At 38.2% G+C, this 26,614-nt stretch carries 24 protein-coding genes; 4 read left to right on the forward strand and 20 right to left on the reverse strand.

Features of this window, described 5'->3' with window-relative positions; translation table 11 throughout:
• Window positions 1–75: 75 nt before the first annotated feature.
• From pnpS to citZ, 6 genes are all read right to left on the reverse strand, one after another.
• Window positions 76–1,629, reverse strand: a complete 1,554-nt coding sequence (gene pnpS / locus ACIQZG_RS02035; RefSeq protein WP_402753483.1) for a two-component system histidine kinase PnpS — start codon at window positions 1,627–1,629, stop codon at window positions 76–78.
• A complete protein-coding gene (locus ACIQZG_RS02040) occupies window positions 1,626–2,342 on the reverse strand; it encodes a response regulator transcription factor (protein WP_402753484.1) in 717 nt (238 codons plus the stop codon). Before ACIQZG_RS02040 ends, pnpS begins: the two co-directional genes overlap by 4 nt.
• A gap of 59 nt (window positions 2,343–2,401) precedes the next feature.
• A complete protein-coding gene (locus ACIQZG_RS02045; protein WP_402753485.1) occupies window positions 2,402–2,836 on the reverse strand; it encodes a MaoC/PaaZ C-terminal domain-containing protein in 435 nt (144 codons plus the stop codon).
• A 230-nt stretch (window positions 2,837–3,066) separates the two neighbouring features.
• Window positions 3,067–4,005, reverse strand: a complete 939-nt coding sequence (mdh, locus tag ACIQZG_RS02050; RefSeq protein WP_402753486.1) for a malate dehydrogenase — start codon at window positions 4,003–4,005, stop codon at window positions 3,067–3,069.
• A gap of 122 nt (window positions 4,006–4,127) precedes the next feature.
• Entirely contained in the window at window positions 4,128–5,390 is a 1,263-nt protein-coding gene (icd, locus tag ACIQZG_RS02055; protein ID WP_402753487.1) for an NADP-dependent isocitrate dehydrogenase, read from the reverse strand.
• 80 nt (window positions 5,391–5,470) lie between these two features.
• The gene (gene citZ, locus ACIQZG_RS02060; protein ID WP_402753488.1) at window positions 5,471–6,586 is read right to left on the reverse strand and encodes a citrate synthase; all 1,116 of its coding nucleotides are present in this window, start codon (window positions 6,584–6,586) and stop codon (window positions 5,471–5,473) included.
• Window positions 6,587–6,840: 254 nt separating this feature from the next.
• Here citZ and ACIQZG_RS02065 point away from each other — a divergent pair, with 254 nt between their 5' ends.
• Window positions 6,841–7,806, forward strand: a complete 966-nt coding sequence (locus ACIQZG_RS02065) for an AI-2E family transporter (RefSeq protein ID WP_402753489.1) — start codon at window positions 6,841–6,843, stop codon at window positions 7,804–7,806.
• Here the strand turns inward: ACIQZG_RS02065 and ACIQZG_RS02070 are convergent.
• The 8 genes from ACIQZG_RS02070 to ACIQZG_RS02105 form a co-directional block, all read right to left on the reverse strand.
• Window positions 7,790–8,179 (reverse strand): FxsA family protein, encoded by a 390-nt coding sequence (locus ACIQZG_RS02070; RefSeq protein ID WP_402753490.1) that lies wholly within the window; start codon window positions 8,177–8,179, stop codon window positions 7,790–7,792. The two genes, ACIQZG_RS02065 and ACIQZG_RS02070, sit on opposite strands and share 17 nt — an antisense overlap.
• A gap of 120 nt (window positions 8,180–8,299) precedes the next feature.
• Window positions 8,300–10,060, reverse strand: coding sequence for a pyruvate kinase (gene pyk / locus ACIQZG_RS02075; protein ID WP_402753491.1), 1,761 nt, complete (start codon window positions 10,058–10,060; stop codon window positions 8,300–8,302).
• A 27-nt stretch (window positions 10,061–10,087) separates the two neighbouring features.
• Entirely contained in the window at window positions 10,088–11,047 is a 960-nt protein-coding gene (gene pfkA, locus ACIQZG_RS02080) for a 6-phosphofructokinase (protein ID WP_402753492.1), read from the reverse strand.
• A gap of 166 nt (window positions 11,048–11,213) precedes the next feature.
• Window positions 11,214–12,167: an acetyl-CoA carboxylase carboxyltransferase subunit alpha gene (locus ACIQZG_RS02085; protein WP_402753493.1), complete on the reverse strand. Its 954-nt coding sequence runs from the start codon at window positions 12,165–12,167 to the stop codon at window positions 11,214–11,216.
• Window positions 12,160–13,026, reverse strand: a complete 867-nt coding sequence (gene accD, locus ACIQZG_RS02090; RefSeq protein WP_402753494.1) for an acetyl-CoA carboxylase, carboxyltransferase subunit beta — start codon at window positions 13,024–13,026, stop codon at window positions 12,160–12,162. The genes ACIQZG_RS02085 and accD overlap by 8 nt, the downstream gene beginning before the upstream one ends.
• 32 nt (window positions 13,027–13,058) lie before the next feature.
• Complete coding sequence (locus tag ACIQZG_RS02095; protein ID WP_402753495.1) at window positions 13,059–13,691, reverse strand: FadR/GntR family transcriptional regulator; 633 nt, start codon at window positions 13,689–13,691, stop codon at window positions 13,059–13,061.
• Window positions 13,692–13,845: 154 nt separating this feature from the next.
• Window positions 13,846–16,923: a DNA polymerase III subunit alpha gene (dnaE, locus tag ACIQZG_RS02100; protein WP_402753496.1), complete on the reverse strand. Its 3,078-nt coding sequence runs from the start codon at window positions 16,921–16,923 to the stop codon at window positions 13,846–13,848.
• 19 nt (window positions 16,924–16,942) lie between these two features.
• Complete coding sequence (locus tag ACIQZG_RS02105; RefSeq protein WP_402753497.1) at window positions 16,943–17,890, reverse strand: DHH family phosphoesterase; 948 nt, start codon at window positions 17,888–17,890, stop codon at window positions 16,943–16,945.
• Window positions 17,891–17,980: 90 nt separating this feature from the next.
• On the opposite strand from ACIQZG_RS02105, the gene ACIQZG_RS02110 reads away from it, so the two are divergent.
• On the forward strand, window positions 17,981–18,286 hold the full coding sequence (locus ACIQZG_RS02110) for a YtpI family protein (RefSeq protein WP_402753498.1): 306 nt from the start codon (window positions 17,981–17,983) through the stop codon (window positions 18,284–18,286).
• Window positions 18,287–18,437: 151 nt separating this feature from the next.
• On the opposite strand, the gene ACIQZG_RS02115 is transcribed toward ACIQZG_RS02110, so the two are convergent.
• On the reverse strand, window positions 18,438–19,745 hold the full coding sequence (locus ACIQZG_RS02115) for a DRTGG domain-containing protein (RefSeq protein ID WP_402753499.1): 1,308 nt from the start codon (window positions 19,743–19,745) through the stop codon (window positions 18,438–18,440).
• A 152-nt stretch (window positions 19,746–19,897) separates the two neighbouring features.
• Window positions 19,898–20,581, reverse strand: a complete 684-nt coding sequence (locus ACIQZG_RS02120) for a metal-dependent hydrolase (RefSeq protein ID WP_402753500.1) — start codon at window positions 20,579–20,581, stop codon at window positions 19,898–19,900.
• 123 nt (window positions 20,582–20,704) lie between these two features.
• On the opposite strand from ACIQZG_RS02120, the gene ACIQZG_RS02125 reads away from it, so the two are divergent.
• Window positions 20,705–21,793: a M24 family metallopeptidase gene (locus ACIQZG_RS02125; RefSeq protein ID WP_402753501.1), complete on the forward strand. Its 1,089-nt coding sequence runs from the start codon at window positions 20,705–20,707 to the stop codon at window positions 21,791–21,793.
• 408 nt (window positions 21,794–22,201) lie between these two features.
• Here the strand turns inward: ACIQZG_RS02125 and ACIQZG_RS02130 are convergent, their stop codons facing one another.
• Window positions 22,202–22,495: a P-loop NTPase fold protein gene (locus ACIQZG_RS02130; protein WP_402753502.1), complete on the reverse strand. Its 294-nt coding sequence runs from the start codon at window positions 22,493–22,495 to the stop codon at window positions 22,202–22,204.
• A gap of 198 nt (window positions 22,496–22,693) precedes the next feature.
• On the reverse strand, window positions 22,694–23,815 hold the full coding sequence (gene ald / locus ACIQZG_RS02135; RefSeq protein WP_402753503.1) for an alanine dehydrogenase: 1,122 nt from the start codon (window positions 23,813–23,815) through the stop codon (window positions 22,694–22,696).
• A gap of 278 nt (window positions 23,816–24,093) precedes the next feature.
• Here ald and ACIQZG_RS02140 point away from each other — a divergent pair, with 278 nt between their 5' ends.
• Window positions 24,094–24,543, forward strand: a complete 450-nt coding sequence (locus ACIQZG_RS02140; RefSeq protein ID WP_402753504.1) for a universal stress protein — start codon at window positions 24,094–24,096, stop codon at window positions 24,541–24,543.
• Between the two features lie 141 nt (window positions 24,544–24,684).
• Here the strand turns inward: ACIQZG_RS02140 and ACIQZG_RS02145 are convergent, their stop codons facing one another.
• Together ACIQZG_RS02145 and tpx are read right to left on the reverse strand one after the other, a co-directional pair.
• Window positions 24,685–25,614: a class I SAM-dependent methyltransferase gene (locus tag ACIQZG_RS02145; protein WP_402753505.1), complete on the reverse strand. Its 930-nt coding sequence runs from the start codon at window positions 25,612–25,614 to the stop codon at window positions 24,685–24,687.
• A gap of 91 nt (window positions 25,615–25,705) precedes the next feature.
• Window positions 25,706–26,209 (reverse strand): thiol peroxidase, encoded by a 504-nt coding sequence (gene tpx, locus ACIQZG_RS02150; protein ID WP_402753506.1) that lies wholly within the window; start codon window positions 26,207–26,209, stop codon window positions 25,706–25,708.
• Window positions 26,210–26,614: the final 405 nt, after the last annotated feature.

Genomic DNA, 26,614 nt, shown 5'->3' on the forward strand with positions numbered 1-26,614 from the left:
TATGAAGTTATTATTTTTTCATTGTAAATATTTCGTAAACTTTCAACACTAATTCCGCTACTAGTGTTACATGCATCAATCTATTTGACCCGGTGTATGTTTCGGAATCGACACGATCATTTTCGTTCCTCTCCCTACTTCACTTTCTACCAGAATGCGCCCATGATGTGCTTCCACTAAGTGCTTTACAATGGCTAATCCTAGCCCTGTCCCACCTGAGTTTCTGCTCCGCGCACGATCTACACGGTAAAAACGTTCGAACACACGAGGGATTTCATTTTTTTCAATCCCTATGCCCTCATCTTCAATTTCAAGAATGCCATACTCTTCATTTTCCTTTAAACGTATCGTTACCGTCGTATCCTCGGGTGAATACGTAATAGCATTTGTAATTAAATTCATGACAATTTGTATAATACGGTTAGCATCACCCATTACTTGTACATCACGAGCAATATCCACGTTAAAACTCATATTTTTCTCATCAAGACGTGGACTTGTAAGCTCGGCTCCGCGGATGAGCACTTCCTGCAAACTCATCGGCATAATATTGACCGTAAAGCCATGCTGTTCAATTTTCGATAACTCTAGTAAATCCTGAATTAGCATTTGTAGGCGATTACTTTCCTTATGAATAATTTCTAAAAACGACAATAACATCGTTTCATCTTTATAAGCTCCGTCTAATAATGTCTCAGAGAAGCCCTTAATTGAAGTAATTGGTGTGCGTAGCTCATGCGAAACATTCGCCACGAAATCTTTACGGATTTGCTCAAGACGTACGAGCTCCGTTACATCGTGCATGACAACTACAACACCGAGCCAGCGTCCATGGTCGCCAATTACCGGTGCACCGTATACTTCTTTATTGTAAAACTCCTGTTGTACTTCCATCTTTATTTGCTGTCGGTACGGCATCTCGGTTAGAAATACGTGGTCGATAAACTGCTCCAACGACTTCGGCAATCCAATCGTACGAAATACTTTCCCCTCTACATCCTCTAATGGCATGCCAAAACGATCTAAAAACACTCGATTAACAATCGACACATTTCCTTCTCTACCAATCATCATTAACGAACTACCCATGTTTTCGATTAACGTCTTTAGTCGTTCTTCCTCAACCTCACGAATTGTCGTAATGTCCTGTAAATTACGCGCCAAAATATTGATGGAATGACTTAGTGGCATCAAACGTGTCTGCTCATTTTCATGAGCTCTTGCACGATAATTACCTTTCGCTAGCTCAAGTGCCGTTTCAGTTACATTATCGATTGGCGCTGAAAAACTCCTAATCATATAGCGAGTAACAATTCCGAGTAACAAAATCGTAATGATAAATAAAATTGCGAGTAACGCAAAAAGACGTGTATGAATATACGAAAGAAACTGCTCATCCGTTTCTTTTGTTTGTACAGCATACAGCGCAGTTTTATCAGATTCAGTTAAATGGATTTGTCGCTCTTCTATAACTTCGTTCATTTCTTCTTGAATGTCTAAGCGTTTTTGTGAGTTGTATTGCTCTAAATAAACAGGAAAAAGCTGACCTATGACAATAACTAGGACAGCTAATATCGTTCCGAGCAATAGCATAAACGTCAAGAATAAGCGGTTGCTCATTGATTTCATGTCGTTTTTGGCTCCTCAAACTTATAGCCAAGACCACGAATCGTTTTGATAAATACTGGCTTACGGCTACTTTCTTCGATCTTATCGCGCAAATGACTAATATGCACATCTACAATACGAGTATCACCCGCAAAATCGTATTTCCATACCGCACTTAATAGCTGATCACGTGTTAATACACGATTTTTATTTTCCAATAAATAGATCAGCAATTCAAATTCCTTTGGGGTGAACTCTAGTGCTTCATCTTGTAAGAACACTTCGAAGCGCTCAGGATATACACGTAAATGCCCAAATTCATACATTTTTTCTTTTATGTTATCTTTATCCTCGATCACGACGCTTTGTGAAAATCTTCGTAACACTGCCTTTACTCGTGCTAACATTTCACGCGGACTAAATGGCTTTGTCATATAATCATCAGCACCTAGCTCTAATCCAAGCACCTTATCGAACTCATCATCTTTTGCTGTCAGCATAATTATTGGTGTATTCATACGTTGCTGGCGGATTTGTTTACACACTTCAGTGCCATCCATCTTTGGTAGCATTAAATCAAGTAATACTAAATCAGGCTGAATAGCTATTGCCTTATCTAATCCCTCTTGACCATCTTGTGCCGTTTCCACAGTATAACCAGCTTGTTCTAAATTATATTTTAGTAAGGTCGCAATTGAATATTCATCTTCTACAACTAGAATTGTTTTTGTCATTTTAATGCCTCCGATAGTGATTTGAAACCCCCATCTCAAATCATCAAGACGTGTCATACTTAAAGTGGTGGTGTAACCGTTAAGTTTCCTTCAATGACTAGCTTTTTGTTCTCGTCGTAAGAGTGGACTGATACATTAATCGTATTATGTTCTTTGTTTACTTCCGTAACCTCTAAAAAAGTATCAAATAATTCATAATGATAAAGCGGTCCTAAGTATTTTAAATGCTGTTCAATAATACGTGCTCCAGGTCCTGGAATGTATTTAGAAACAGCAGACGTGATGATGCCATTTAGCATAATTGTAGGTACAATTGGCTTTTTAAAAGGCGTTGTCGCTGCATAATCATGTTGAATATAGAGCGGATTATTATCATTCGTCAATCCTAAGTAAAGCAGTAAATCTTTGTCTTCTATTTTTTCAGTAATTTGAATTTTCTCGCCAATCGTTATTTCATCAATAGTGAGACCAATTTTACTGTTCTTTTGAAGCAATGACACGCCAACCCCTTTTCTCTCATATCTTCTTTTATATTATCAATTTTTTTCTAAAAGCACAATGAAAAGCCAAATGAAGGCAATACGACTTTACAATTTATGGTTCAGCATTAAAAGTCGGAAATCACATCTATGTTATGGTGATATACCTAATTTATGTATATGGGCTCGTAAAAATGGAAAAATCGAACAGGAATGGATTCCCGCTCGATTTCATAAGCTTACTATTAAGTTAGAACTTCCATAACGGCTTTCACAGCATTAGCAGAATTATCTAACGCAGCTTTTTCTTTATCCGTTAATTCTAATTCGAATATTTTTTCGATACCGTTAGCGCCAAGTAAAGTTGGCACACCCAGGTAAATATTCTCGTAGCCATATTCGCCTTCAAGAAGAGCGATCGATGGAAGTATACGTTTTTGATCTTTCAGGATTGCTTCAGCCATTTCAATAAGAGCAGCAGCTGGAGCATAGTATGCAGAACCGTTACCAAGTAGGTTTACAATTTCAGCACCACCATTACGAGTACGGTCAACGATTTCTTCTAAACGTTCAGGAGCGATTAAAGTTTCTAGTGGAATACCACCAGCGAATGAATAACGCGTAAGTGGAACCATCGTGTCTCCATGACCTCCTAGTACAAAACCAGTGATGTCTTTAACAGAGATATTTAGTTCTTCAGCGATAAATGAACGGAAACGAGCTGTATCAAGTACACCAGATTGACCGATTACACGGTTTTTAGGGAATCCAGTTTCTTTATACACAGTGTAAGTCATAGCATCTACCGGATTAGTTAATACAAGGATTGTTGCTTCCGGAGAGTATTTAGCGATTTCTTTAGATACAGATTTCATCACGCCCTGATTGATTTGCACTAAATCATCACGGCTCATCCCTGGTTTACGAGCGATTCCTGCAGTAATGATTACAATATCAGAACCAGCAGTATCTTCATAATTTGAAGTACCAATTACTGAAGAATCAAAACCCTGGATTGGAGAAGCTTCAAACATGTCCAAAGCTTTACCTTTTGTTGGGTTTTCCACTTGTGGAACATCAACTAAAACTACATCACCAAGTTCTTTTTGTGCTGCTAGGAATGCTGCCGTAGCGCCAGTGAAGCCGCCGCCAATAACTGAGATTTTTTTACGTTTCAAAGTCATTTTTAATACGCTCCTTTAATTTTGGTTTTTATGTTTTAAAAAAGGGAGGAGATTGAATCTCCTACCCTCAATTAACAAGTATATATTAGACACTTATCGAAATTCAATAAATTATCTAAAGATTATAGGTTGCCGATTAAAGCATCTGCGAATTTAGAACATGAAACTTCTGTAGCGCCGTCCATTAAACGAGCGAAGTCATAAGTTACAACTTTAGAAGAGATTGTTTTTTCAACAGAAGTGTTAATCATATCAGCAGCTTCTTGCCATCCTAAGTGCTCAAGCATTAATACGCCTGATAATAATACTGAAGATGGGTTAACTTTATCTAAGCCAGCATATTTTGGAGCTGTACCGTGAGTAGCTTCGAAGATCGCGTGACCAGTTACATAGTTGATGTTTGCGCCTGGAGCGATACCGATACCACCAACTTGTGCAGCTAATGCATCAGATATATAGTCACCATTTAAGTTCATTGTAGCTACTACATCAAACTCTTTTGGACGAGTTAAGATTTGTTGTAAGAAGATATCAGCGATAGAATCTTTCACTAAGATTTTACCAGATGCTAAAGCGTCAGCTTGTGCTTTGTTTGCAGCTTCTTCACCTTGTTCAGCTTTAATAGCGTCATATTGGTTCCAAGTGAATGTTTGATCAGCAAACTCAGCTTCAGCTAATTCGTAACCCCATTTTTTGAATCCACCTTCAGTGAATTTCATGATGTTCCCTTTGTGAACTAATGTCACTGATGGACGGTTATGTTTAATTGCATACTCGATAGCAGAACGTACTAAACGCTCAGTTCCTTCTTTAGATACAGGTTTTACACCGATACCTGAAGTTTCTGGGAAACGGATTTGTTTTACACCAAATTCAGATTGTAAGAAGTTGATGATTTTTTGAGCTTGTTCAGAACCTGACTCAAATTCGATACCAGCGTAGATGTCTTCTGTGTTTTCGCGGAAGATAACCATATCAACGTCTTCAGGGCGTTTAACTGGAGAAGGTACTCCGTCAAAGTGACGTACTGGACGTAAGCAAACATATAGGTCAAGTTGTTGACGTAATGCTACGTTTAGAGAGCGGATACCACCACCGATTGGCGTAGTAAGAGGACCTTTAATTGCGATTAAGTATTCGTTAATTTTGTCTAAAGTATCTTGTGGTAACCATTCACCTGTTTGGTTGAATGCTTTTTCACCAGCTAGAACTTCTAACCATTCAATTTTCTTTTCGCCATTGTATGCTTTTTCAACAGCTGCATCGATTACGCGAGATGCTGCAGCCCAAATATCAGGACCGATACCGTCACCTTCGATAAATGGAATTACTGGATTATTCGGTACGTTAAGTACGCCATTTTCTACTACGATTTTGTTTGTCATTGTTGTTGCCTCCTAAATTCATAATCATAGGACTGTGTTAGTTACAACACAGTCCCACATATTTTAGCATATTTTCCAAATCAGCGCTCGCTGATCGGAACATATTTCTGCATACCTGGTCCAACATATTCTGCACGTGGACGGATTAGGCGGTTATTAGCATATTGCTCAAGAATATGTGCTACCCATCCAGAAGTACGCGATACCGCGAAAATTGGTGTGAATAGATCATGATCAATACCTAATGAATCATAAACCGATGCAGAGAAGAAATCTACGTTTGCTGGTAGTTTTTTCTGTTCAACAATCATATCATGAATTTTAACTGACATCTCATATAGTTCTGGTTTGCCTGTTAATTCTGTCAATTTTTGTGACATTACACGTAAGTGCGGTGCACGTGGATCACCTTTGCGGTATACACGGTGACCGAAGCCCATGATTTTCTCTTTGTTATCTAATTTCGTTTGAATATAAGATTCAACATTAGCAAGTGTGCCAATTTCAGATAACATTTTCATAACTTGCTCATTTGCACCACCATGAAGTGGCCCTTTTAATGCACCGATAGCTGAAGTTACACCAGAATAAACATCTGAAAGTGTAGCTACACATACGCGTGCTGTAAATGTTGATGCGTTTAATTCATGGTCAGCATGTAAAACTAAAGCTTTATCGAATGCTTCCACTTCGATTGCTGCTGGCTCTTCACCTTTTAACATATATAGGAAGTTAGCTGCATAACCTAGCTCTGGTTTTGGCGCAACTGGCTCTAAACCTTTGCGAACGCGTGCAAATGCAGTTACTGCTGTAGCAATCTTAGCTTGCAGACGGATAGCTTTACGGTAGTTTGCTTCTGGATCCATTACATCTGCTTCTTCATCGAATACACCAAGTAAAGATACTGCAGTACGTAGAGCAGCCATTGGATGTACAGTTGAAAGTGGGTATGTTTTGAATTGGTCTACAATTGCTTGTGGAATAGACATGTTGTCTGCCAATTGTTGTTTTAATTCAGCTAGCTCGTCCTCTTTTGGTAAACGAGTGTGCCATAATAAATAAATTACCTCTTCAAACGATGCATTAACCGCTAAATCATCAATGTCATAACCGACATATGTAAGTGTGTCATCGATAATTGAACTGATTTTAGATTCCGCTGCTACGATACCTTCTAAACCTTTTGTTGCTGACATAAATTATCGCTCCCTCATACTTTGTAATTTTTTTGTAAGTGCTTTCTATTTCGTAGACACTTACGTTTTTGCTCATTTTGAACCATTAATTAAATCGCTTACATCGTTATTATAATCATTTTTGACAGCTTTGTGAATGACATTCCCTTAAATAAAGAAAAAAACGTACAAACGACTATATTTTCGCATTTAAGAGTTTTTTGACAACAATTTTACAATACCAATTTATTCAAATTGAGGTGATTTTGTAAAAAATGAAGAAATTTAAGTATTTTTCATACGAAAGATCTATAAATATAACACTTTTCCTTTTTTATTTCCTGATTCTTTGGTTGGTATTACCAGTATCTCTTGCAATTTTTTTATCCTTTTCAACTTATCCTATAATAAATTTCCTACACAAATACTGCAAAATTGCCTATTGGCTTGCTGCAATTATCGTAGAAATCCTCATACTTTCAAGTATTATCCTCCTAATTATTATTTCAATTAACAGTGTTATACTGATTTTCCCTGAAATACGAGATACAGTGCAAAATTTTCATTTGTTCACCCAATATGAATCCTTATTCATACAAGTACTTCAAGAAAAATCACTGTCAATTTTCGATTCAATCCTAGTCTATACAGCAAATTTATTGCAACTATTCATGAAACATCTCATAGAAGTATTTATCTTTCTTGTTGCATACTACATCGCGCTTCTTGAAACAAGAAAATCCCGCTATTGGTTCTTCCAATATGTACCCAAAAAATATCGTGTTGAATGGAAATCTCACTTTTCAAAGGTAATGAAGCTATTCCATTATTTTCTTTTCGTGGAATTCCAACTATTCACAATTACTTTATTCATACTATGTGCAGGTTTCATGTTGTTTCAATTTGAAAATGCGATTATCAAAGCATTCGTTGTCGCATTCGCTGATGTATTGCCCTTCTTTGGCATAGGCGTATTTCTCATACCTATGAGCATCTATTTTTATTTCAATGGCAACACATTTTTATGTGTCTCTATTTTATTGTTATATTTATTCGTACAATTAACAAGGCAGCTAGCTGATTCCATGCTTTGGTCCAATACGTTGCAACTACGTACCGTCCACACATTTTTCATCAGTGCTGCCTCAATTTTATTATTTGGCTTTTACGGCATTTTGCTCAGTCCGATATTTTTATTCTTAGCCGTTAAGCTGAAGGAAAATGCTATTTTTGAACGATAATGAACTGACCATTTCTCATTTTTTTGCGCATCCAATAAAAAGCTAACGGTTGGAACATTTTACGCGTAATTGGCAATAGCAACAGCAAACCTACAATATCTGTTAAAAATCCTGGTAGTGCTAATAATAACCCACCACTAAAATTCAGCATGGCATCTATAACTGCTGGACCTGGTGCTTCTCCACGTGCTAAAGAGCTCTTCACTTTTTGAACAGAATGCATGCCTTTATTTTTCGCTACATATATACCAATGACACTTGTTGCAACAATTAATAACAATGTACTAAGTACCCCTATTTTTTGCCCAATAAATATTAATAACGCCAGTTCGGCGAATGAATAAACAACGAAACTAAGAAAGATTTTCTTCATTTTCTTCTCCTTTCGCATACAAAACCGCTTACCTCTTATACGTTATTATAGCCCAATAAGTTTCACCTATAAAAGAAAAAGCTCTAGTACATGTTTGTACTAGAGCTTTTCATTTACATTTTATAGAACACTTGCATGTCCTTTATAAATAACGCCTGTTTCAGCATCCATTGTAATTTCTTGTCCGTGGCGGATTAATGTTGTCGCCTCTTTCACTCCAACAATAACTGGAATACCAAGACTTAAACCAACAACTGCTGCATGACTAGTAAGTCCGCCTTCTTCAGTAATTAGTCCGACACAATTTTCAAGAGCTGGCATCATGTCTCGATCTGAGCCAACTGTTACTAAAATGTGACCTTCTGTTTCGTAAGCAAGTGCTTCAGCCGCATTTTTTGCGATAACAGTTTTGCCAACAACAGAGGCTTTACCGATTCCTTGACCACGAGCTAGTAAGTCACCGATGATATGAACTTTCATCAAGTTCGTTGTACCTGCTTCACCAACTGGTACACCAGCTGTGATGACAACTGCATCACCGTGATTTACAAAGCCATGTTTCAAGCTTTCATCTACAGCTAACTCTAAAATTTCATCAGTCGAAGTAACACGTTGACAAACAACTGGCTGCACACCCCATACAAGTGTTAACATTTGCGCTGAATTCACAGAACCAGTTACCGCTATAATCGGCACACCTGGACGATATTTAGAAATCATTTTTGCAGTGTTTCCACTTTCAGTTGGTGCAAGTACAGCTTTTACGCCTAAATTGATAGAAGTATAAGCAACCGCTTGAGAAATGGCCTCCGTCATGTTTGCTTCTTTTTCACGACTACGTTTTGATACAATTTGTCTGTAGTCTAAAGAATTTTCTGTACGAAGGGCAATTTTATTCATTGTTTGCACAGATTCAACAGGGTAAAGTCCCGCTGCCGTTTCACCAGAAAGCATGATTGCGTCAGTTCCATCGATAATCGCATTCGCTACGTCACTCGCTTCAGCACGTGTTGGACGTGGATTACGTTGCATAGAATCCAACATTTGTGTTGCTGTAATAACTGGTTTACCCACTTGATTGCATTTTAAAATTAATTGCTTTTGTACAAGCGGTACTTCTTCAGCAGGAATTTCTACACCAAGGTCACCACGTGCAACCATTAAGCCGTCTGACACTGTAATGATTTCATCAATGTTATCGACACCTTCTTGGTTTTCGATTTTCGGGATAATTTGAATATGACTACCACCATTTTGCTCTAACAACTCACGAATTTCTAATACATCGCTTGCACGACGAACAAATGATGCCGCAATAAAGTCTACACCTTGCTTAATACCAAATAAGATATCTTGTGCATCTTTTTCAGTAATACCAGGAAGTTGTACAGATACGCCAGGAACATTTACACCTTTTTTATTTTTTAAGACGCCTGCATTTTCAACGATTGTATGGATTAAACCTTTTTCCATATCTTTAGCGAGTACTCGTAATTCGATTAAACCATCATCTAATAATATAATAGAGTTTTGTTCTACATCTTCGATTAAACGATCATAAGTTACAGAAAAACATTTTTCAGTTCCTTCAACTTCAGTCATTGAAATATCAATCACTTGTCCTACAGAAAGGTGAAGTTCACCATTTTGCATATTGTGCGTACGAATTTCAGGACCTTTTGTATCGAGTAAAATACCAACTGGCTTGCCTAATTTTTCTGCTACTTCACGTATCGTATTAATACGTGCTTCATGTTCTTCATGTGATCCGTGCGAAAAATTTAAGCGAGCAACGTTCATACCTGCTTCAATTAGCTTTTCTAAAGTTTCTGGTGACTCACTTGCTGGACCAATTGTACATACTATTTTCGTTTTTCTCATTATTTGCCCACTCCGATTTTCACTAAATTATATTGATAGTTCTTTCATTAACGTATACAAGCTTACATCTGCCTCATGATTCTTTTCAAATGCTTCAGGCATATCATAGTCGATTAATTTATGATTACGTATACCAACAGCACGGCCGCCCTTGCCTGCCATTAGTAATTCCACTGCATGTGCACCAAAGCGGCTTGCAAGGACGCGGTCACGTGCTGTAGGAATTCCACCGCGTTGTATATGACCTAATACAGATACACGAGTTTCAATGCCGATCTTATCTTTTAGTAATTTTGCTAACTCATTACCAGACATGACACCTTCCGCAACGATTATAATACTATGCTTTTTACCTCGCGCAGCACCACGTTCTAATCTTGCTATAATTTCATCTAAATTATACTCTTCTTCTGGAATTAACACAGTTTCTGCACCTGCAGCAAGTCCTGCCCAAAGTGCGATATCACCAGCATCTCGTCCCATAACTTCTACAATGAAAGAATTCTCATGGGAATTAGCTGTATCACGGATTTTATCTATAGACTCAACTACAGTGTTGAGTGCTGTATCAAATCCAATCGTGTATTCTGTACCTGGTATATCATTATCAATTGTTCCCGGTACACCGACAACAGGGAATCCTTTTTGTACCATTCCCATTGCACCACGATATGAACCGTCACCACCAATTACTACTAAACCTTCTATTCCTGCAGCACGCAAATTCGCGATAGCTCGCTCTTGCGCAGCATCCTTTTTAAATTCAAGGCAACGTGCGGAGTATAATTTTGTACCTCCTCGTTGAATAATATCACCAACTGAACCTAAATCTAAAGGTTGCATACTACCATTCAACAATCCTTCATAGCCATGATTAATACCGACAACCTCGATTCCATGAAAAGCTGCCTTACGTACGACTGCACGAATTGCCGCATTCATTCCCGGGGCGTCTCCACCACTTGTTAAAACAGCAATTTTTTTCATAATCCAAGCACCTCCTGCACATATCAACTATTATTCACATTATCACGAAAAAACAAACTACGAAAGTGCTCAAAAAAAACAAAAACATAACTTTTACAAAAAAAAAATGAAAAGAATGCGTTAGCACGCATCCCTCCATCAAAGTTCTACCATCTGTAAAGTTCTGCTATTCGCCAAACTGACCTATTTTTTTAAACTTTTCATAACGATCTTCGACTAATTGCTCAGCGTTGAAAGCTCCTAGTATTTTTAGTGTATCACTAATACACTCTTTTAAATACAGTGCTTGCTTAGCTACGTTTCGATGGGCACCACCAGCTACCTCCGGAATAATACCATCAATAACGCCCAATTCTTTTAAATCTGGCGCTGTAATACGTAGTGCCTCTGCAGCTTGTTGCGCTAAGCTTCCGTCTCTCCATAAAATTGAAGCAGCACCCTCAGGTGAAATCACCGAATACGTCGAGTTTTCCAACATAAAGACTCGGTTTGCCACACCTAAAGCAAGTGCACCACCGCTTCCTCCTTCACCAATAACGATGCTAATAACAGGGACTTTTAAACCAGCCATTTCAATTAGATTACGGGCAATTGCTTCACTTTGTCCTCGTTCTTCCGCTGCTTTTCCAGGATAGGCTCCCTTCGTATCAATGAAGCAAATGATAGGGCGATTAAATTTTTCAGCTTGCTTCATTAAACGTAGCGCCTTTCGATATCCTTCTGGATGAGGCATCCCAAAATTACGGCGAATATTTTCTTTCGTCGATTTACCACGTTGATGACCAATAAGTGTCACTGGCTGTCCTTCAAAAAAGGCAATACCACCTATAATTGCCGCATCATCACCAAAATTACGATCCCCGTGCAACTCAATAAAGTTTTCACACATTGCTTCTATATATTGTAACGTTGTTGGGCGTTCAGGATGACGCGCTACTTGGACACGATCCCATGGCTTCATATTCGCATAAATCGATTGCTCTAACTGGGACAATCTTGTTTCAAGCCTTTCAATTTCCCCCGTCATATCTACATCTGCCTCTGCAGCAATTGTTTTGAGTTCATCAATTTTCCCACGTAATTGTACAACTGGTTCCTCAAACGCTAATGTTTTAGACATGCTGTACGCCACCTTTCGTATGCATTTTCACGAGCATTGCGACTTGTTTTCTCATATCTTTCCGATGGAAAATTGCATCAAGTTGACCATGTGCCAATAAAAACTCGGCAGTTTGGAAATCACTCGGCAATTTCTCTCGCACTGTCTCTTCAATGACACGACGGCCAGCGAAACCAATTAGCGCTTGTGGTTCTGCAATATTAATATCGCCAACAGATGCAAAACTTGCGGATACACCACCTGTTGTAGGATGCGTTAAAATCGATATAAATAGTAATCCTTGATCACTATGACGTTTTAAAGCTACACTTGTTTTTGCCATTTGCATTAGTGAAAGTACACCTTCTTGCATACGTGCACCACCACTAGCAGTGAAAATAATAAACGGCACTCGCATTTCAGTTGCCTTTTCAACAGCACGTGTAATTTTCTCTCCCACGACAGACCCCATCGAGCCCATCCGGAAATGAGAATCCATAATTGCTACAACAATTTCTACGCCTTCTAAAGTACCTATCCCAGTCAATACGGCTTCATTTAAGCCCGTCTTTTCCTGGTCTGCAGATACCTTCTCCACATATGCTGGAAAATTCAAAGGATTGCTCGTTTGTAAATGATCGTCAATTGAAACAAATGAACCTTCATCTAAGAAAATTGCTACACGTTCCTGTGCTTTCATTTTAAAATGATGACCGCATTTCACGCAAACATTATAGTGCTTTTCTAACTCTTTTGTTAGCTGAATATGACGACATTCTGAACACTTTGTCATTAATCCCTCAGGAAATGCCTTTTCTTGTCCATCTTGTATCATTATTTTCTTTTTTCGATTACCGCTAAATAAATCACGTATTGCCATTTTTTGTATCCCCCTTTGTTGTATATGATGACTTAAGCAGTTTCCATCCACTTTTCATAGGCTTGTAATGCCTCTTTTTCAAATCCTAGTTGCATTGACTTTAGCATCGTTTGAATGATGAGCTTTTCTTTTTCCGTTGAAAGCCGATTTAATCGGTCACCATCATACGCTACTAACTGAAACCAAACTTTCAGTGCAAGTCGATTGCCGGAAGTAATCAATATTTCTCGTAAAACATCTCTACAATTCACTGCCCCATCAATCTCTAGCTTTACAAAAAAACTGTCCCACACAGGAAGTGTACGCAGTACCTCTGTACAGGTTATTACGCGAATGGCTTCCTTTTCATGAATTTGTCTCGTTAACTCGACATCTTTTTTTGATTTTTCATCTTCTAATATAAACATTGATAAAACTTCAACAAGCTGGTGATTATGTGTAGTAGCAAGAAACGTTCCACCACCATGTCTTGTTTCAATTAATCCTAGTAATTCTAAACTTCTCAGCGCTTCCCTAACAGATGAACGTCCAACACCCAAACGCTCTGAAAGAACTCGTTCAGAAGGAAGCTTTCCCCCAGATTGGATTTTTTCAACTTGTATAAGTTGACGCAGCTGTTGCACGATTTCTAAAAAAACTTTTTTATTTTCGGTTTGTTTATCCATATGAAAACTCCCCTGTACCCATACTAACTTCTTCGGATAAAAAAGTGGTCTGACCACTTTTGTGATGACTATATCTTACAAAATAACAGTTTGAATGTAAAGAAAAAACTGCATAAAATTTATGCAGTTTTTAAAATTCCTTTAATTCTCGTTATTATTTTGTCGTTTGTGCATGTTTTGCTTTCACTTGTGGTTTACCAAACCGTAATTCGAGGGACCCCTCTATATAGAGTATCTGATCTTCTTGTAACATATCTTGTACGAGTTGGAACACTTGAGGGAACAATGTTACTGAAACGGAACTGTATTCATCTTGTAGCTGCACAAAAGCCATTTGCTCGCCTTTTTTCGTGCGAATTACTTTCACTTCTTCTATCATACCGATCATTTTGACATACGTTCCCTCACGCATCTGCTTTAACTCTCGGCAGGTTGCATTGACTTCTTGCCAGTACGACCTTGCCTCTACTATTGGATGCGTTGAAATATAAAAGCCAAGGCTGTCCTTTTCATGTTGAAGCATTTCTTTTCTTGGCATCGGTTCTGCTTGCATGTATTTTGGCTTACCAAAACTAAACGCTGTGGCCGCATCTATATCAATATCATCTGTCGGACGCAGTAATTCCGCTTGTTTTACAGCCGCCTCTAACGTAGCAAGCAATACTGATCGGTCTTTTCCTAAATAATCGAGTGCCCCGGCAAAAATTAATGATTCCATAATTTTCGGCTTAAAATGCTGTGCGCTTAATAGTACCGCTAAGTCAAATAAATTATCAAATCCAGATTGATTCTCTTTACGCAACATCAGTAGCTTCTCTAAAAAGGGCTGTGGTACACCCTTCACACCCGATAAGCTATAACGAATCCCTTCATTTTCCACAGTAAAAAACTTTGTACTCTGTAAAAGTGAAGGCGGATAAAATTCGATTCCTTTATCCTTTGCCTCTACAACAAGTTGCTGAATTTTTTCGGCATTACCAGTAGCATTTGATAGAAGTGCTGCGTAAAAACTTTTCGGGAAATGTGCCTTTAAATAAGCCATATGATAAGAAATGATACTATACGCTACAGCATGACTTTTTGGAAAGCCGTAATCCGCAAAACGAACGATTAATACATAGACTTCCTCAGCTACCGCTACTTCATAGCCTTGCTGTTTTGCCCCGCGTACAAATACCTCTCGTTGTTCCTCTAACACTTCACGACTTTTTTTACTTACCGCACGGCGTAATAAATCAGCCTGCCCCATCGTAAAACCAGCCATCACTGAAGCGATGCGCATTATTTGCTCCTGATAGACAATAACACCAAAAGTTTCACGTAAAATCGGTTCTAACACCGGATGTGGCAACACCACTGGCTCTTTGCCTGCTTTACGCCTTGCGTACACAGGTATGAAATCCATCGGACCTGGACGATACAATGCGTTGACTGCCACAATATCTAAAAAATGTGTTGGACAAATATCTCGCAACGCTTGACGCATTCCATCAGATTCTAATTGGAATATTCCCGTTGTATCACCTTTTTGTAATAGCTGAAACGTCTTCTCATCGTGCATTGGGATTCTTTCAAACTCAATCCACGGGCCATTTGCCTTATAAATCGACCAACGAATTTGCTCTAAGATTGTTAAATTGCGCAAGCCTAGAAAATCCATTTTCACAAGTCCACTTGCCTCAACATCCCCCATAGGCCATTGGGTTAAATAGATTCCTTCATGTCCTTCCTCAATCGGAACGGTATCGACAAGAGGCGTTGGCGCTAGTACAATTCCAGCAGCATGTGTTGAAGTATTTCGCGGTAATCCCTCTAGCTTTAATGCCACATCAAACCATCGGCCATGTGCCTCATTTTCTCCAATCCATTGCTGAAAGGCAGATGACTCAGCATATGCTCTTTGTAATGTCATGCCAGGTTTATTCGGAATCATTTTTGAAATTTTTTCGAGCGTTTCTGCTTCAAAATTAAAGACACGTGCAACGTCTCTGGCAACTGCCTTTGCCGACAATGTCCCAAAAGTAATGATTTGTGCTACATTGGCCTTGCCATATTTTTGCGCTACATATTGAATCACTTTTTGTCGTTTTGAATCAACAAAGTCAATATCTATGTCCGGCAGTGTTACTCGGTCAGGATTTAAAAATCGTTCAAATAATAGACCATACATTAACGGATCAACTTGAGTAATTGATAAACTATATGCCACAAGTGAACTTGCAGAAGATCCTCGGCCTGGCCCCGTTAAAATACGATTATCTTTCGCAAAGCGCATAAAGTCAGCTACGATCAAAAAATAATCCGCATACCCCATTGAACAAATAACACCAAGCTCATAGTCGAGTCGTTCTTGATAAGCCTGCGTTAACGGTTGCTGCAAACGCGCTGTTAATCCCGAATACGCCTCCTTCACTAGTAGGCTCTCCGCTGTTTCATCCGCTGGGACAGGGAATTTTGGCATTTGTGTGTGCGACTCTGGAATTTCAGCTGTACAGCTCATTATCATACTGGCACTCTTTTCAAGCCACTCTGGTCTGTCTAAAAACCAAGTTTGCCATTCCTCCGCAGTTGGAGCGAATTGCCCTCGCGAATCTGCAGTATACATTCCTTCATTTAACTTTTCACCTTTGTCAATTGCTCTTGCTACCTCATAGGCGAAATGATCCTCAGGTCTTAAAAAATAACAGCAATGTGTCGCACCAATCGTAATATTTTCAGTAGCACACCACGAAGTAATAGCCGCTTCTTGATCAGAAAAAATTCCCATTGGCCTTGCTATGCCTACAAAAAAACGCTCACCAAAGACTGTATGTAGATTACTAGCAAAAGACTGCCAAGCCCCCATATCCTCTTGGCGATTCGTACTTGTAAGCATCACCACACACCCTGTTTGGTAGCCTTCAAGCCATTTCCACGGTAATACTTCATCTTGTCTAATAGACACAGCACTACTGATCTTCAATAAATTTTGATAGCCTTCTTGCGTCTGTGCATAAAGTATAAGAGGCATCTTCATATCTTGCCATTGCACGACCACAGTTAGTCCCATTACTACATGTAAGTTTGCTTGCTGCATTGCTTTACAAAAAGGCAAAAGCCCGTACAATTTCGTATTAACGATTGCACAGGCTTGTGTTTTTTGCTCTAGTAAAAATGGGATCAATTGTTCAAGGCGAATCGTACTTTGTAGTAAATCCGCGCTCGTATGCATTTGTGTATATACATGTGTCAATAGTATCCCAACCTTTCATTTATGCGTTATACGCTGCACAGATTTCTTGCAAACGCTTTGTCACTCGTGCTGCTTCATCCCAAGAATATGCTGTTGCACCTGAAGCAAGAGGATGCCCACCGCCATTAAATTCTTTTGCTAATGTATTAATAACTGGACCTTTAGAGCGTAAACGCACACGAATTTGATTCTCTTCTTCAATAAATACAACCCATGCACAAATATTTTTGACACTACCTAGACAGCCTACTAATAAAGAAGCTTCAGATGGGACTGCATCAAATTCAGCCAGTAAGCCTTTTGTTAGCTTTACATATGCAGCTCCGTTTTCATCCATTTCGAAATTTTGATAAATGTAGCCTTGTAAATTCAATAATTTATGATCCATTTCATACATACCGTCAAAAATTTGATTACGATCGAAATTATATGTAATTAACTCTCCTGCAATTTTAAATGTTTTGACCGTCGTGCTTGGGAATTGGAAACGTCCTGTATCCCCAACAATACCAGCAAATAATAATCTCGCCGATGCATCAGAGAGTTTCCAATTTGCTACGTCTTTTCCCTCTTCAAATAACTCATAAATCATTTCACTACATGAGCTTGCATTTGTATCCACCCAACGGAAATCACCGTATGCATCATCATTTGGATGGTGATCTATTTTAATCACCATTTTACCATTCGTATAACGTTGGTCGTCGACACGCTCAGTGTTTGCCGTATCTGTAACAATAACTAAAGCATCATTATAGATATCATCAGAAATTTGATCAGGCTTAGCTAAAAACGACAAAGATGTATCATGTTCTCCGACAGCGTATACCTTTTTTTCTGGATAGTTTGCTAAAATCAACTCTTTTAATCCTAATTGTGAGCCATATGCATCTGGATCTGGACGTACGTGGCGGTGAATAACAACCGTATCGTATTGTTCAATTGTGTCGATGATTTGTCTCTTCAAAATAGTTTCCCCCAAAATGATAGTAAAATCCGTTCGCATTTTCTCCAGTTTATCGTTACAATAATTACTAGTTATGCTAGGAGGTTTACTATGCTCAATTTAATTTTTGTCTTCGCGATTATTATATCGTTTGTTGTTTATTTTTACTTTAAAACAAAACAGTTTCGTTCAAAATTACCAATCGCTAAAAATTGGTATAAATGCAAAGCGAACTTGGGACTCGGCGCATTTATTGTACTATTCGCCTTAAACCAAGCTTATTTATTCCCTGATGTATATACATTTATTATTGCAGCAATTCTTGTCATTTTAGGCATCTTTGTAATTGTAGAAAATTCCAAAAAAGTGCGTCATTATGGACAATTCGTTGAAGAAGAATACCAAATCAATCAATAACCCCTTCATATAAAGGTACCTAATGCTTCGCTTTCGCACAGAAAAACAATACGTGTAGAGGCCTTATCTCAGCACTAATAAAGGTGAAATGAATGAAGATAAAGGGGTGACCTAGCTACTAGGTCACCCCTTCGTCGATGGTTGCAATAATTTAACGCTCCAATAGTTGGAACATCATCATCGCTTTTCCAACAAGTGTTTGATGACTATACACCTCAAAGTCCATTTTCACGAACTTACGACTCATATCTAATATACGAGGTTTAACCGTAAGAATGCTTTCCATTTGCACTGGCTTAATAAAGTAAATGGTCATATTTTCTGCAATTGCGTCACCGCGCTTACGGCGTTTCAAGGCAAATGAACCTACTTCTGCTAGTAATGTTGTAAAGGCTCCATAAGAAATAGCACCATATTGGTTGGTCATTTGTGGCGTCACTTTAAACTCCACGATTAAATTCTCATCACCTAGTACTTTCATTTCATTTTTCACTAGATCATCGATTGTCTCACCATGGTGTGGCTGGCGTTGTGCATGTTGTAATGCCTTTAAGACATCTTGACGACTGATGACACCTTGTAAAATATTATCATCATCTACGACTGGCAATAAGTCAATGCCCTCCCAAATCATTCGATGTCCTGCTGAAGCCACACTCATCTTCATTGAACCTGCAATCGGATTCTTCGTCATCACTTTTTCGATAAGTTCATCTTCTTCTCTGCCGATAACATCTCTTACTGTTACCATCCCTACTAATTTGTTATTCGGCGTTACAACTGGAAATGCTCCATGGGTTGTACGTTCGTTTAACTTTTGGAAATGATGAATCGTTTCGTCGTTGCGAAGCACTGAAGTTTCTGCCATTGGAATGAAGATATCTTCGATAAATAAAATATCTTTCTTGATTAATTGGTCATAAATCGCACGGTTAATCATCGTTGCTACAGTAAATGTATCATAGCTCGTTGAAATAATCGGCATATCAAGTGAATCTGCAAGTTGTTTATTATCATCAGTCGTATCAAACCCACCTGTAATAAGAACTGCTGCACCAGCACGTAATGCATTTTCATGTGCTTTCATACGGTTACCAACGATTAACAAACTACCTGCATCTGTATAACGCATCATATCTTCTAGTTGCATGGCACCTATCACAAACTTTGTTAACGTTTTGTGGAGGCCTGTTTTGCCACCCAGTACTTGTCCATCTATGATATTGACAATTTCAGCAAATGTTAATCGTTCGATATTTTCTTTCTTTTTCTTCTCAATACGAATCGTTCCTACACGTTCAATCGAACTAACTAAACGGCGATTTTCCGCTTCCTTAATGGCACGGTAAGCTGTACCTTCACTTACTTGCATTTCCTTCGCGATTTGGCGTACTGAAATTTTATCGCCCACAGGCAAGGATTCAATGTATTGTAAAATTTTTTCATGTTTAGTAGACAAAATATCACCTATTTCTCAAGCAATCTATTCTGCTCCTAGTGTACCATATTTTTTACGAAAGTATTGAGTATAAGCGATGAAATATCACAACTCCGCCTACGTTTTCAACTATTAGCACGTTGTTAACCTGTATAGTACAGGTTCTAAATTTGTTAGTAACAGTTTACTTTTCCGCCAATTTCTAAAATTTGCACATCTGCATCTCTTACTAAATCTGCAAAAATTTGTGGATCCTGCTCGATTGGTGGGAATGTATTGTAATGAATTGGCACAACAATTTTTGGTTTTAGGAATTCTACTGCACATGCCGCATCTTCAGGTCCCATCGTAAAATTATCACCAATCGGTACAAAAGCTATATCAATTGGATGACGTTCACCGATTAATTTCATATCGCTAAATAACGCTGTATCGCCAGCGTGGTATATTGTTTTGCCTTCAATAAAGAGTAAAATTCCAGCAGGCATACCCATATAGATTATTTCATTGTTATCAGTCGTATACGAAGAACCATGGAAAGCTTGCGTTAACTTTACCTTTCCAAAATCAAACTCCCTAGCACCACCAATATGCATCGGATGCGCTTTCACCCCCTGCCACGAAACCCAGTTAGCTAACTCATGTGGCGCTATTACAAGTGCATCCTTTTTCTTTGCTAACTCAATTGTATCGCCGACATGATCGTTATGCCCATGGGTCAATAAAATTACATCAGGTGCCTCATCTGTTACTTTTAAATCCGTTAACGTATTTCCATTAATAAAGGGATCGATTAGAATCGTTGTACCATTTGTTTGAATCTTCACAACCGAATGTCCATGATAACTAATTTCCATCAATAATTCCTCCTACCATAATGTTTTATACCCTTGCTTAATTCGCTACAAATGCGTTATTTCCCTTTTTTTGATATGCTATACAAGATTAGAAAATTCGTTGCTGCACGGGGAGGAAATACAATGTCAAAGTATGAAGAAATTAAAAGTTTTTTACTTGAACACGATATTGATGCCGCTTTTATCACAACACCAGACAACGTTTTTTACGTTTCAGGCTTTAAAAGCAATCCACATGAAAGATTACTAGGCGTCATGATTTTTAAAGAAGCAGAGCCTTTTTTAATTTGTCCTCAAATGGAGATTCCTGATGCAAAAGCTGCTGGCTGGACCTACGAAGTAGTTGGTCATCAAGATACACAAGATTCTATGGTCGTGCTAGCTAATGCCATTAAAGCACGCGGTGTGAATCCTACAACATTTGCCATTGAGAAAACTCACTTAATCGTAGAACGCTTAGAAGCACTACAACACTTATTCCCACAGGCAAGCTATGTACGTCTCGACGAAAAAATTAATGCTATGCGTGTGATAAAAGATGAAACAGAGTTAACTAAATTACGTAAGGCTGCAGAGCTAGCAGATTACGCAATTGAAATTGGTTGTAAAGAGATTGCTGAAGGTAAAACAGAAATAGAAATCCTAACAGCGATTGAAAACGCCATTCAGGAAAAAGGTTGCAAAATGTCATTTGAAACAATGGTGTTAAGTGGACCAAAAACAGCATCACCACATGGAACACCAGGAACTCGCAAAATTCAAAAAGGAGATATGGTATTATTCGACCTTGGCGTGATTTACGATGGTTACTGTTCTGATATCACACGAACTGTTGCATTCGGCGAACCCTCTGAGGCACAAAAAGATATCTACAATACTGTACTAGCTGCCAATATGAATGCTATTGCTGCCGTAAAACCAGGTGTTCGCGCGATGGATTTAGACAAAATAGCACGTGATACGATTACAGATGCAGGATACGGTGAATATTTCACACACCGTCTTGGCCATGGGCTTGGCATTTCTGTTCATGAATTCCCATCAATTACAGGTTCAAACGACATGACGATGAAAGCAGGCATGGTCTTCACAATTGAACCGGGTGTCTACAAAGCAGATGTAACTGGCGTTCGTATTGAAGATGATGTAGTTGTTACAAAAGATGGTGTAGAAGTGTTAACGAAATTCCCTAAAGAGTTAATAGTACTTTAAATTTAATTTTGTTCTAAAAAAAGACTTGTCTCTACATTTTTGTAGAATCAAGTCTTTTTCATCCTTAAATATATACGTTATAATGTAGCACAATATATTTTATCTGCTTTTTTTGTTGGATTTTCTGTTTTCAAATAATACTCTTCCCCTAACCAATATCTTTTTTTATATTTATTCAACCTTACTTGGTAATCTCCGATGTACAAATCTCGATTAATTACTCTTTCATATCTTATTTCTCTTGGACAATCTACGAAGATTGTATAATCGTAATATATTTTCCATTCTTTTCTTTGTAGAAATACCCCTTCGATTAAAACAATGCTATCAGATGCTATAGTAATTTTGTTTAGTGTAGTTCTATCATAGAATTTATCATAGAAAGGTAAAATTAGTTCTGTATAGTTGTTATGAATTTTTTTTTAATAAATCGTCCCTAATTTTTTCAATATTCCATTGCAAATAATAATATTCATACCATTCGTCGTATCCAGTATTATAACGTTCGTTATTTTCCTCTATATAGTCATCGATATGAATAACACTAATAGTACATATATTCTTCAGTTCATTTTCAATATTTTTTACTAATGTCGTCTTTCCGGCTCCTCCTAAGCCGTCAACTGCAACAATTAAAGGACGATTTTTCACAGTGCGCATCTTATATCGATATAATAATTCTTCTATCACTTCTTTAAACATTTATGCCCCCAATATTCAATAATGAGCAGACCTTAAAAATTTCAGATACCGCAACATGTTAGATTTATTAAAATTATTCCTTTCTCTTAATTCAACCACTAAAAATACAAATTCAAAAAAGAAGCGCCATCTAAAAATTGGCGCTTCTAAAATCAATTATGTCTTCGTTAAACCTTACGCTCTAAAAAAATGTAAGCTTTAGCTCAATGTCATTAAATCATCCACATGGACGTACGGTAATCCTTGAGACTCCGCAACAGCTTTATAAACCACATGCCCATCTAATGTATTGACACCTTTTTTCAGTGCTAGATTATCAATACACGCCTGTTTAAAACCTTTATTCGCAATTTGCAAGGCATATGGAATCGTATTATTTGTTAATGCGATTGTGGACGTACGCGGTACTGCACCTGGCATATTTGCCACTGCATAATGTACAACCCCGTGCTTTTCATACGTTGGATTATCATGCGTCGTCACACGATCAGATGTTGCAAAAATTCCCCCTTGGTCAATCGCGACATCAATTACTACAGAACCAGGCTGCATTGATTGAATCATTTCTTCGGTCACAAGCTTAGGAGCCTTAGCACCTGGAATTAATACAGCGCCAATTACTAAATCAGAGTTTTTTACAGACTCTGCAATATTATAAGGATTTGACATTAATGTCTGTACTTCACGTCCAAATACATCTTCTAATTGACGTAGACGTTCTGGGCTTAAATCTATAACTGTCACGTCCGCTCCCATACCAACAGCTGTTTTGATTGCATTTGTCCCAGCAATACCGCCACCAATGACCGTTACTCTACCACGAGGTACTCCAGACACCCCGCCTAGTAAAATACCTTTTCCTCCGTGAATTTTCTCTAAAAACTGTGCACCAATTTGCGTCGCCATTTTACCAGCAACTTCACTCATTGGTGTTAATAGTGGTAATGAACCGTTCGCTAATTGCACGGTTTCATAGGCTATACCTACAACCTTTTTATCTATTAATGCTTGCGTTAGCTCTCTCTCAGGAGCTAGGTGCAAATATGTAAACAATATTTGTCCCTCATAAAAATAATCATATTCAGATGAAATAGGTTCCTTCACTTTTAAAATTAGCTCTTGAGCCCATGCTTCTTTCGCTGTCGCTACAATATGTGCACCAGCCGCTACGTAATCAGCATCAGAAAAACTGGAACCGATCCCTGCACCTGACTCAATAAATACTTCATGACCTGAATTTGTTAATGACACGACTCCTGCTGGCGTCATTGCCACCCGATTTTCATTATTTTTAATCTCTTTCGGAATCCCAATTTTCATAGCTTTCTACCCCTTTCACTTCATATGAAATAAGAATAATTTCTCAATCATCCCTTACCCTTCCATATTACCAAATAAGCACTGAAAATGCTTTAATTAAAGCACTTTTAATTCATAGTTTTCATTGATTTCCTTTAAAAAAATTTAGTATTTACTAACGATATTTTCAGCATTTCAAAGTGAATGCCTTCACTTTTTCACAATTTTTCTATATGAAAGTATTTCCTTTAAGCAATCATTTGGTATAATCAGAGTATAAAGATAGGGAGGTAATACAAATGGCTAATCAGTATAAAAGTATTGTAGTTGCAGTTGACGGTTCGAAGGAAGCTGAATACGCTTTCCGTAAATCAATCGATGTTGCAAAACGTAATGAGGGTGCAGTTCTTAACTTAGTAAATGTTATTGACACTCGTTCTTTCGCTGCAATCGAAGCATATGACCGTTCAATTGCAGAGCGTGCACAAGCATTCTCCGAAGAATTATTAAATGGTTATAAAAAAGAAGCTGAAGAAGAAGGATTAACAAATGTTAACCTTGTGATTGAATACGGCTCTCCAAAAAATATCATCACAAAAGAACTTTCTAATATTGTTGATGCAGACCTAATCATCTGTGGTGCTACAGGTCTTAACGCAGTAGAACGTTTCCTTATCGGATCAGTTTCTGAAGCCATCGTACGTTCTGCAAAATGCGACGTACTTGTTATCCGTACGCCAGAACAATAATATCTCTGTACATAAAAAGGTATCCAAGTTTATTGGATACCTTTTTTATGATTAGTTAGGTTAAAACGCCTCCCTCAAAGTCGCTTCAGATGCTCTAGCACTTTTCGGGGATAAACGGGCATTATAACATTTTTCTCTATATTATTTCGCTTCTTTCCACATTTGAACTTTTTCAAAGAACATAGAAAGTGCTTGCTTATTTTGCATATTCGGCACTTTAGCTAGTAGCACTTCTTTCGGTGCCTTGTAACCCTCGCCTTGTTTTTGTAAAATTACAATGCTCTTTTCGTGTGCTTTATTGGCAAACATAGTGTCAGGCAATTGAATAATCGCTTGAATCCACGCATGTTTTTTAATATATTTATGCAACTGTTTAGCTTGCTCTGATTCAAACAAATGCGTTGGAGCTAAGAAAAATAAGTAGCCTCCATCTTTTGTATAATTCACAGATTGCTCGATAAATAAGTGATGAGCGTAACTCATGCCTTCTGCCGCACATAGCTCATAATCAAGTGCCACTTCGTCATTTGGATAAAAACCAACAGGTAAATCACATACAATTGCATCTGCCGGGCTAGCCAATAAATCTTGCAGTGCATCTTGGCGATATAACGATACAGGTTGCTCTGTTAAATCAGCTGTAGCTGCCGCTAAACGAATCAGTAATTCATCTACTTCTACACCAGTTGCCTCTACCTTCCCATCCAGTAAATTCATCACTGTTAATAATAAATTCCCTGTGCCTACAGCTGGGTCCATTATAGAAATTTTCTCTTTCGCTAGACGCTCCTCGAAAAACTGTTCCACAAAATATCCTACAAGTAAGCCCAGTGTATCAGGCGTCATTTGATGGTTTGGCTGTGAACCTTTACGCATTCCTTTTAAAATAGCGATTTGTATGGCTTTACGAATATCTTCTTTTGTTGCGCCTTCAACCGTGTAATCTACTTCTCCGTCCAACCACGCTTCAAGTGCATCCAAAATACCCTCTAAAAATGTAGCATCTTGCTCTTTTTCTATTTTCTCCGCATGAGCATTCATCATGCCAAATAGTTTTTCAATCTTTTCCATATAAAACTTCCTTTCACACAGAAAGAAGCTGTGACAAACACCTTTGTCACAGCCCCGTCGTCTGGTACTATCTTAGCCTAAATAAAATGATTTATGCTAGTGCTTTTACAGCGGCAATTGCTGCTTCATAGTTTGGATGATCTGTTGCTTCTGGAACATACTCAACGTAAGTTACTTTACCAGCTGCATCCACTACGAATACGGCACGTGTAAGTAAACGTAATTCTTGAATGTAAACGCCGTATGCTTCACCAAATGAAAGGTCACGGTGATCCGATACTGTTTGTACTGCATCGATTCCTGCAGCACCACACCAACGTTTTTGAGCGAATGGAAGGTCAACAGATACTGTGTAAATCACAACATTGTCTCCTAATTCAGCTGCAGCTTCATTAAATTTACGTGTTTGCGCATCACATACGCCAGTATCTAATGACGGTACAACACTGAATAAACGAATTTTACCCTCTGAATCTTTTAAAGTAACAGGTGCTAGTCCATTATCTAAAACTGTGAAATTTGGTGCTTGGTCTCCAACCTTTACCTCATTTCCTACTAGTGTTACTGGGCCATTTTTAAAAGTGACTTGTGCCATATTAACGCCTCCTATTTCTTCATCTGTACATAATACTACTAAATGTAGGGAATTAATTGCAACTCATAGAGCTTGGCTATACAAATGAAGACCACCAACAACTCGTTAGTGGTCACATTATAACAAAACAATTGCGTCAAAAATTCATTATGAGCCTTTATTCAAGGGACCTGTTGATTTCCTTTCCAGGCGAACGCGTTCTAGGAGGCGAGCCTTGAGCCGCTTCGTCACACGCTCCTGCTGGGTTTCAAATTGCTCACTAATCCCCTAGAAGTCACCGTCTTCCACTCCAATCAACTAGAACTTTCTTGTGGAGATCGTAAAAGAAAATAAGCCAATTTAATTTTGAACGAAGGTAAAATGGCTACTGTTCAAATGGCCATCTTGCATTGATCAAATTGTATT

It is taken from the genome of Lysinibacillus sp. NPDC096418 (genome assembly GCF_044762775.1).
In the GTDB taxonomy this organism is placed as follows: Bacteria; Bacillota; Bacilli; order Bacillales_A; family Planococcaceae; genus Lysinibacillus.

What these genes read in the sequence shown, in the direction of transcription:
- pnpS (WP_402753483.1), bottom strand. Translation starts at nt 1,629, where the DNA reads ATGAAATCAATGAGCAACCGCTTATTCTTGACGTTTATGCTATTGCTC.
- ACIQZG_RS02040 (WP_402753484.1), bottom strand. Translation starts at nt 2,342, where the DNA reads ATGACAAAAACAATTCTAGTTGTAGAAGATGAATATTCAATTGCGACC.
- mdh (WP_402753486.1), bottom strand. Translation starts at nt 4,005, where the DNA reads ATGACTTTGAAACGTAAAAAAATCTCAGTTATTGGCGGCGGCTTCACT.
- icd (WP_402753487.1), bottom strand. Translation starts at nt 5,390, where the DNA reads ATGACAAACAAAATCGTAGTAGAAAATGGCGTACTTAACGTACCGAAT.
- citZ (WP_402753488.1), bottom strand. Translation starts at nt 6,586, where the DNA reads ATGTCAGCAACAAAAGGTTTAGAAGGTATCGTAGCAGCGGAATCTAAA.
- ACIQZG_RS02065 (WP_402753489.1), top strand. Translation starts at nt 6,841, where the DNA reads ATGAAGAAATTTAAGTATTTTTCATACGAAAGATCTATAAATATAACA.
- ACIQZG_RS02070 (WP_402753490.1), bottom strand. Translation starts at nt 8,179, where the DNA reads ATGAAGAAAATCTTTCTTAGTTTCGTTGTTTATTCATTCGCCGAACTG.
- pyk (WP_402753491.1), bottom strand. Translation starts at nt 10,060, where the DNA reads ATGAGAAAAACGAAAATAGTATGTACAATTGGTCCAGCAAGTGAGTCA.
- pfkA (WP_402753492.1), bottom strand. Translation starts at nt 11,047, where the DNA reads ATGAAAAAAATTGCTGTTTTAACAAGTGGTGGAGACGCCCCGGGAATG.
- ACIQZG_RS02085 (WP_402753493.1), bottom strand. Translation starts at nt 12,167, where the DNA reads ATGTCTAAAACATTAGCGTTTGAGGAACCAGTTGTACAATTACGTGGG.
- accD (WP_402753494.1), bottom strand. Translation starts at nt 13,026, where the DNA reads ATGGCAATACGTGATTTATTTAGCGGTAATCGAAAAAAGAAAATAATG.
- ACIQZG_RS02095 (WP_402753495.1), bottom strand. Translation starts at nt 13,691, where the DNA reads ATGGATAAACAAACCGAAAATAAAAAAGTTTTTTTAGAAATCGTGCAA.
- ACIQZG_RS02110 (WP_402753498.1), top strand. Translation starts at nt 17,981, where the DNA reads ATGCTCAATTTAATTTTTGTCTTCGCGATTATTATATCGTTTGTTGTT.
- ACIQZG_RS02120 (WP_402753500.1), bottom strand. Translation starts at nt 20,581, where the DNA reads ATGGAAATTAGTTATCATGGACATTCGGTTGTGAAGATTCAAACAAAT.
- ACIQZG_RS02125 (WP_402753501.1), top strand. Translation starts at nt 20,705, where the DNA reads ATGTCAAAGTATGAAGAAATTAAAAGTTTTTTACTTGAACACGATATT.
- ACIQZG_RS02130 (WP_402753502.1), bottom strand. Translation starts at nt 22,495, where the DNA reads ATGTTTAAAGAAGTGATAGAAGAATTATTATATCGATATAAGATGCGC.
- ald (WP_402753503.1), bottom strand. Translation starts at nt 23,815, where the DNA reads ATGAAAATTGGGATTCCGAAAGAGATTAAAAATAATGAAAATCGGGTG.
- ACIQZG_RS02140 (WP_402753504.1), top strand. Translation starts at nt 24,094, where the DNA reads ATGGCTAATCAGTATAAAAGTATTGTAGTTGCAGTTGACGGTTCGAAG.
- ACIQZG_RS02145 (WP_402753505.1), bottom strand. Translation starts at nt 25,614, where the DNA reads ATGGAAAAGATTGAAAAACTATTTGGCATGATGAATGCTCATGCGGAG.
- tpx (WP_402753506.1), bottom strand. Translation starts at nt 26,209, where the DNA reads ATGGCACAAGTCACTTTTAAAAATGGCCCAGTAACACTAGTAGGAAAT.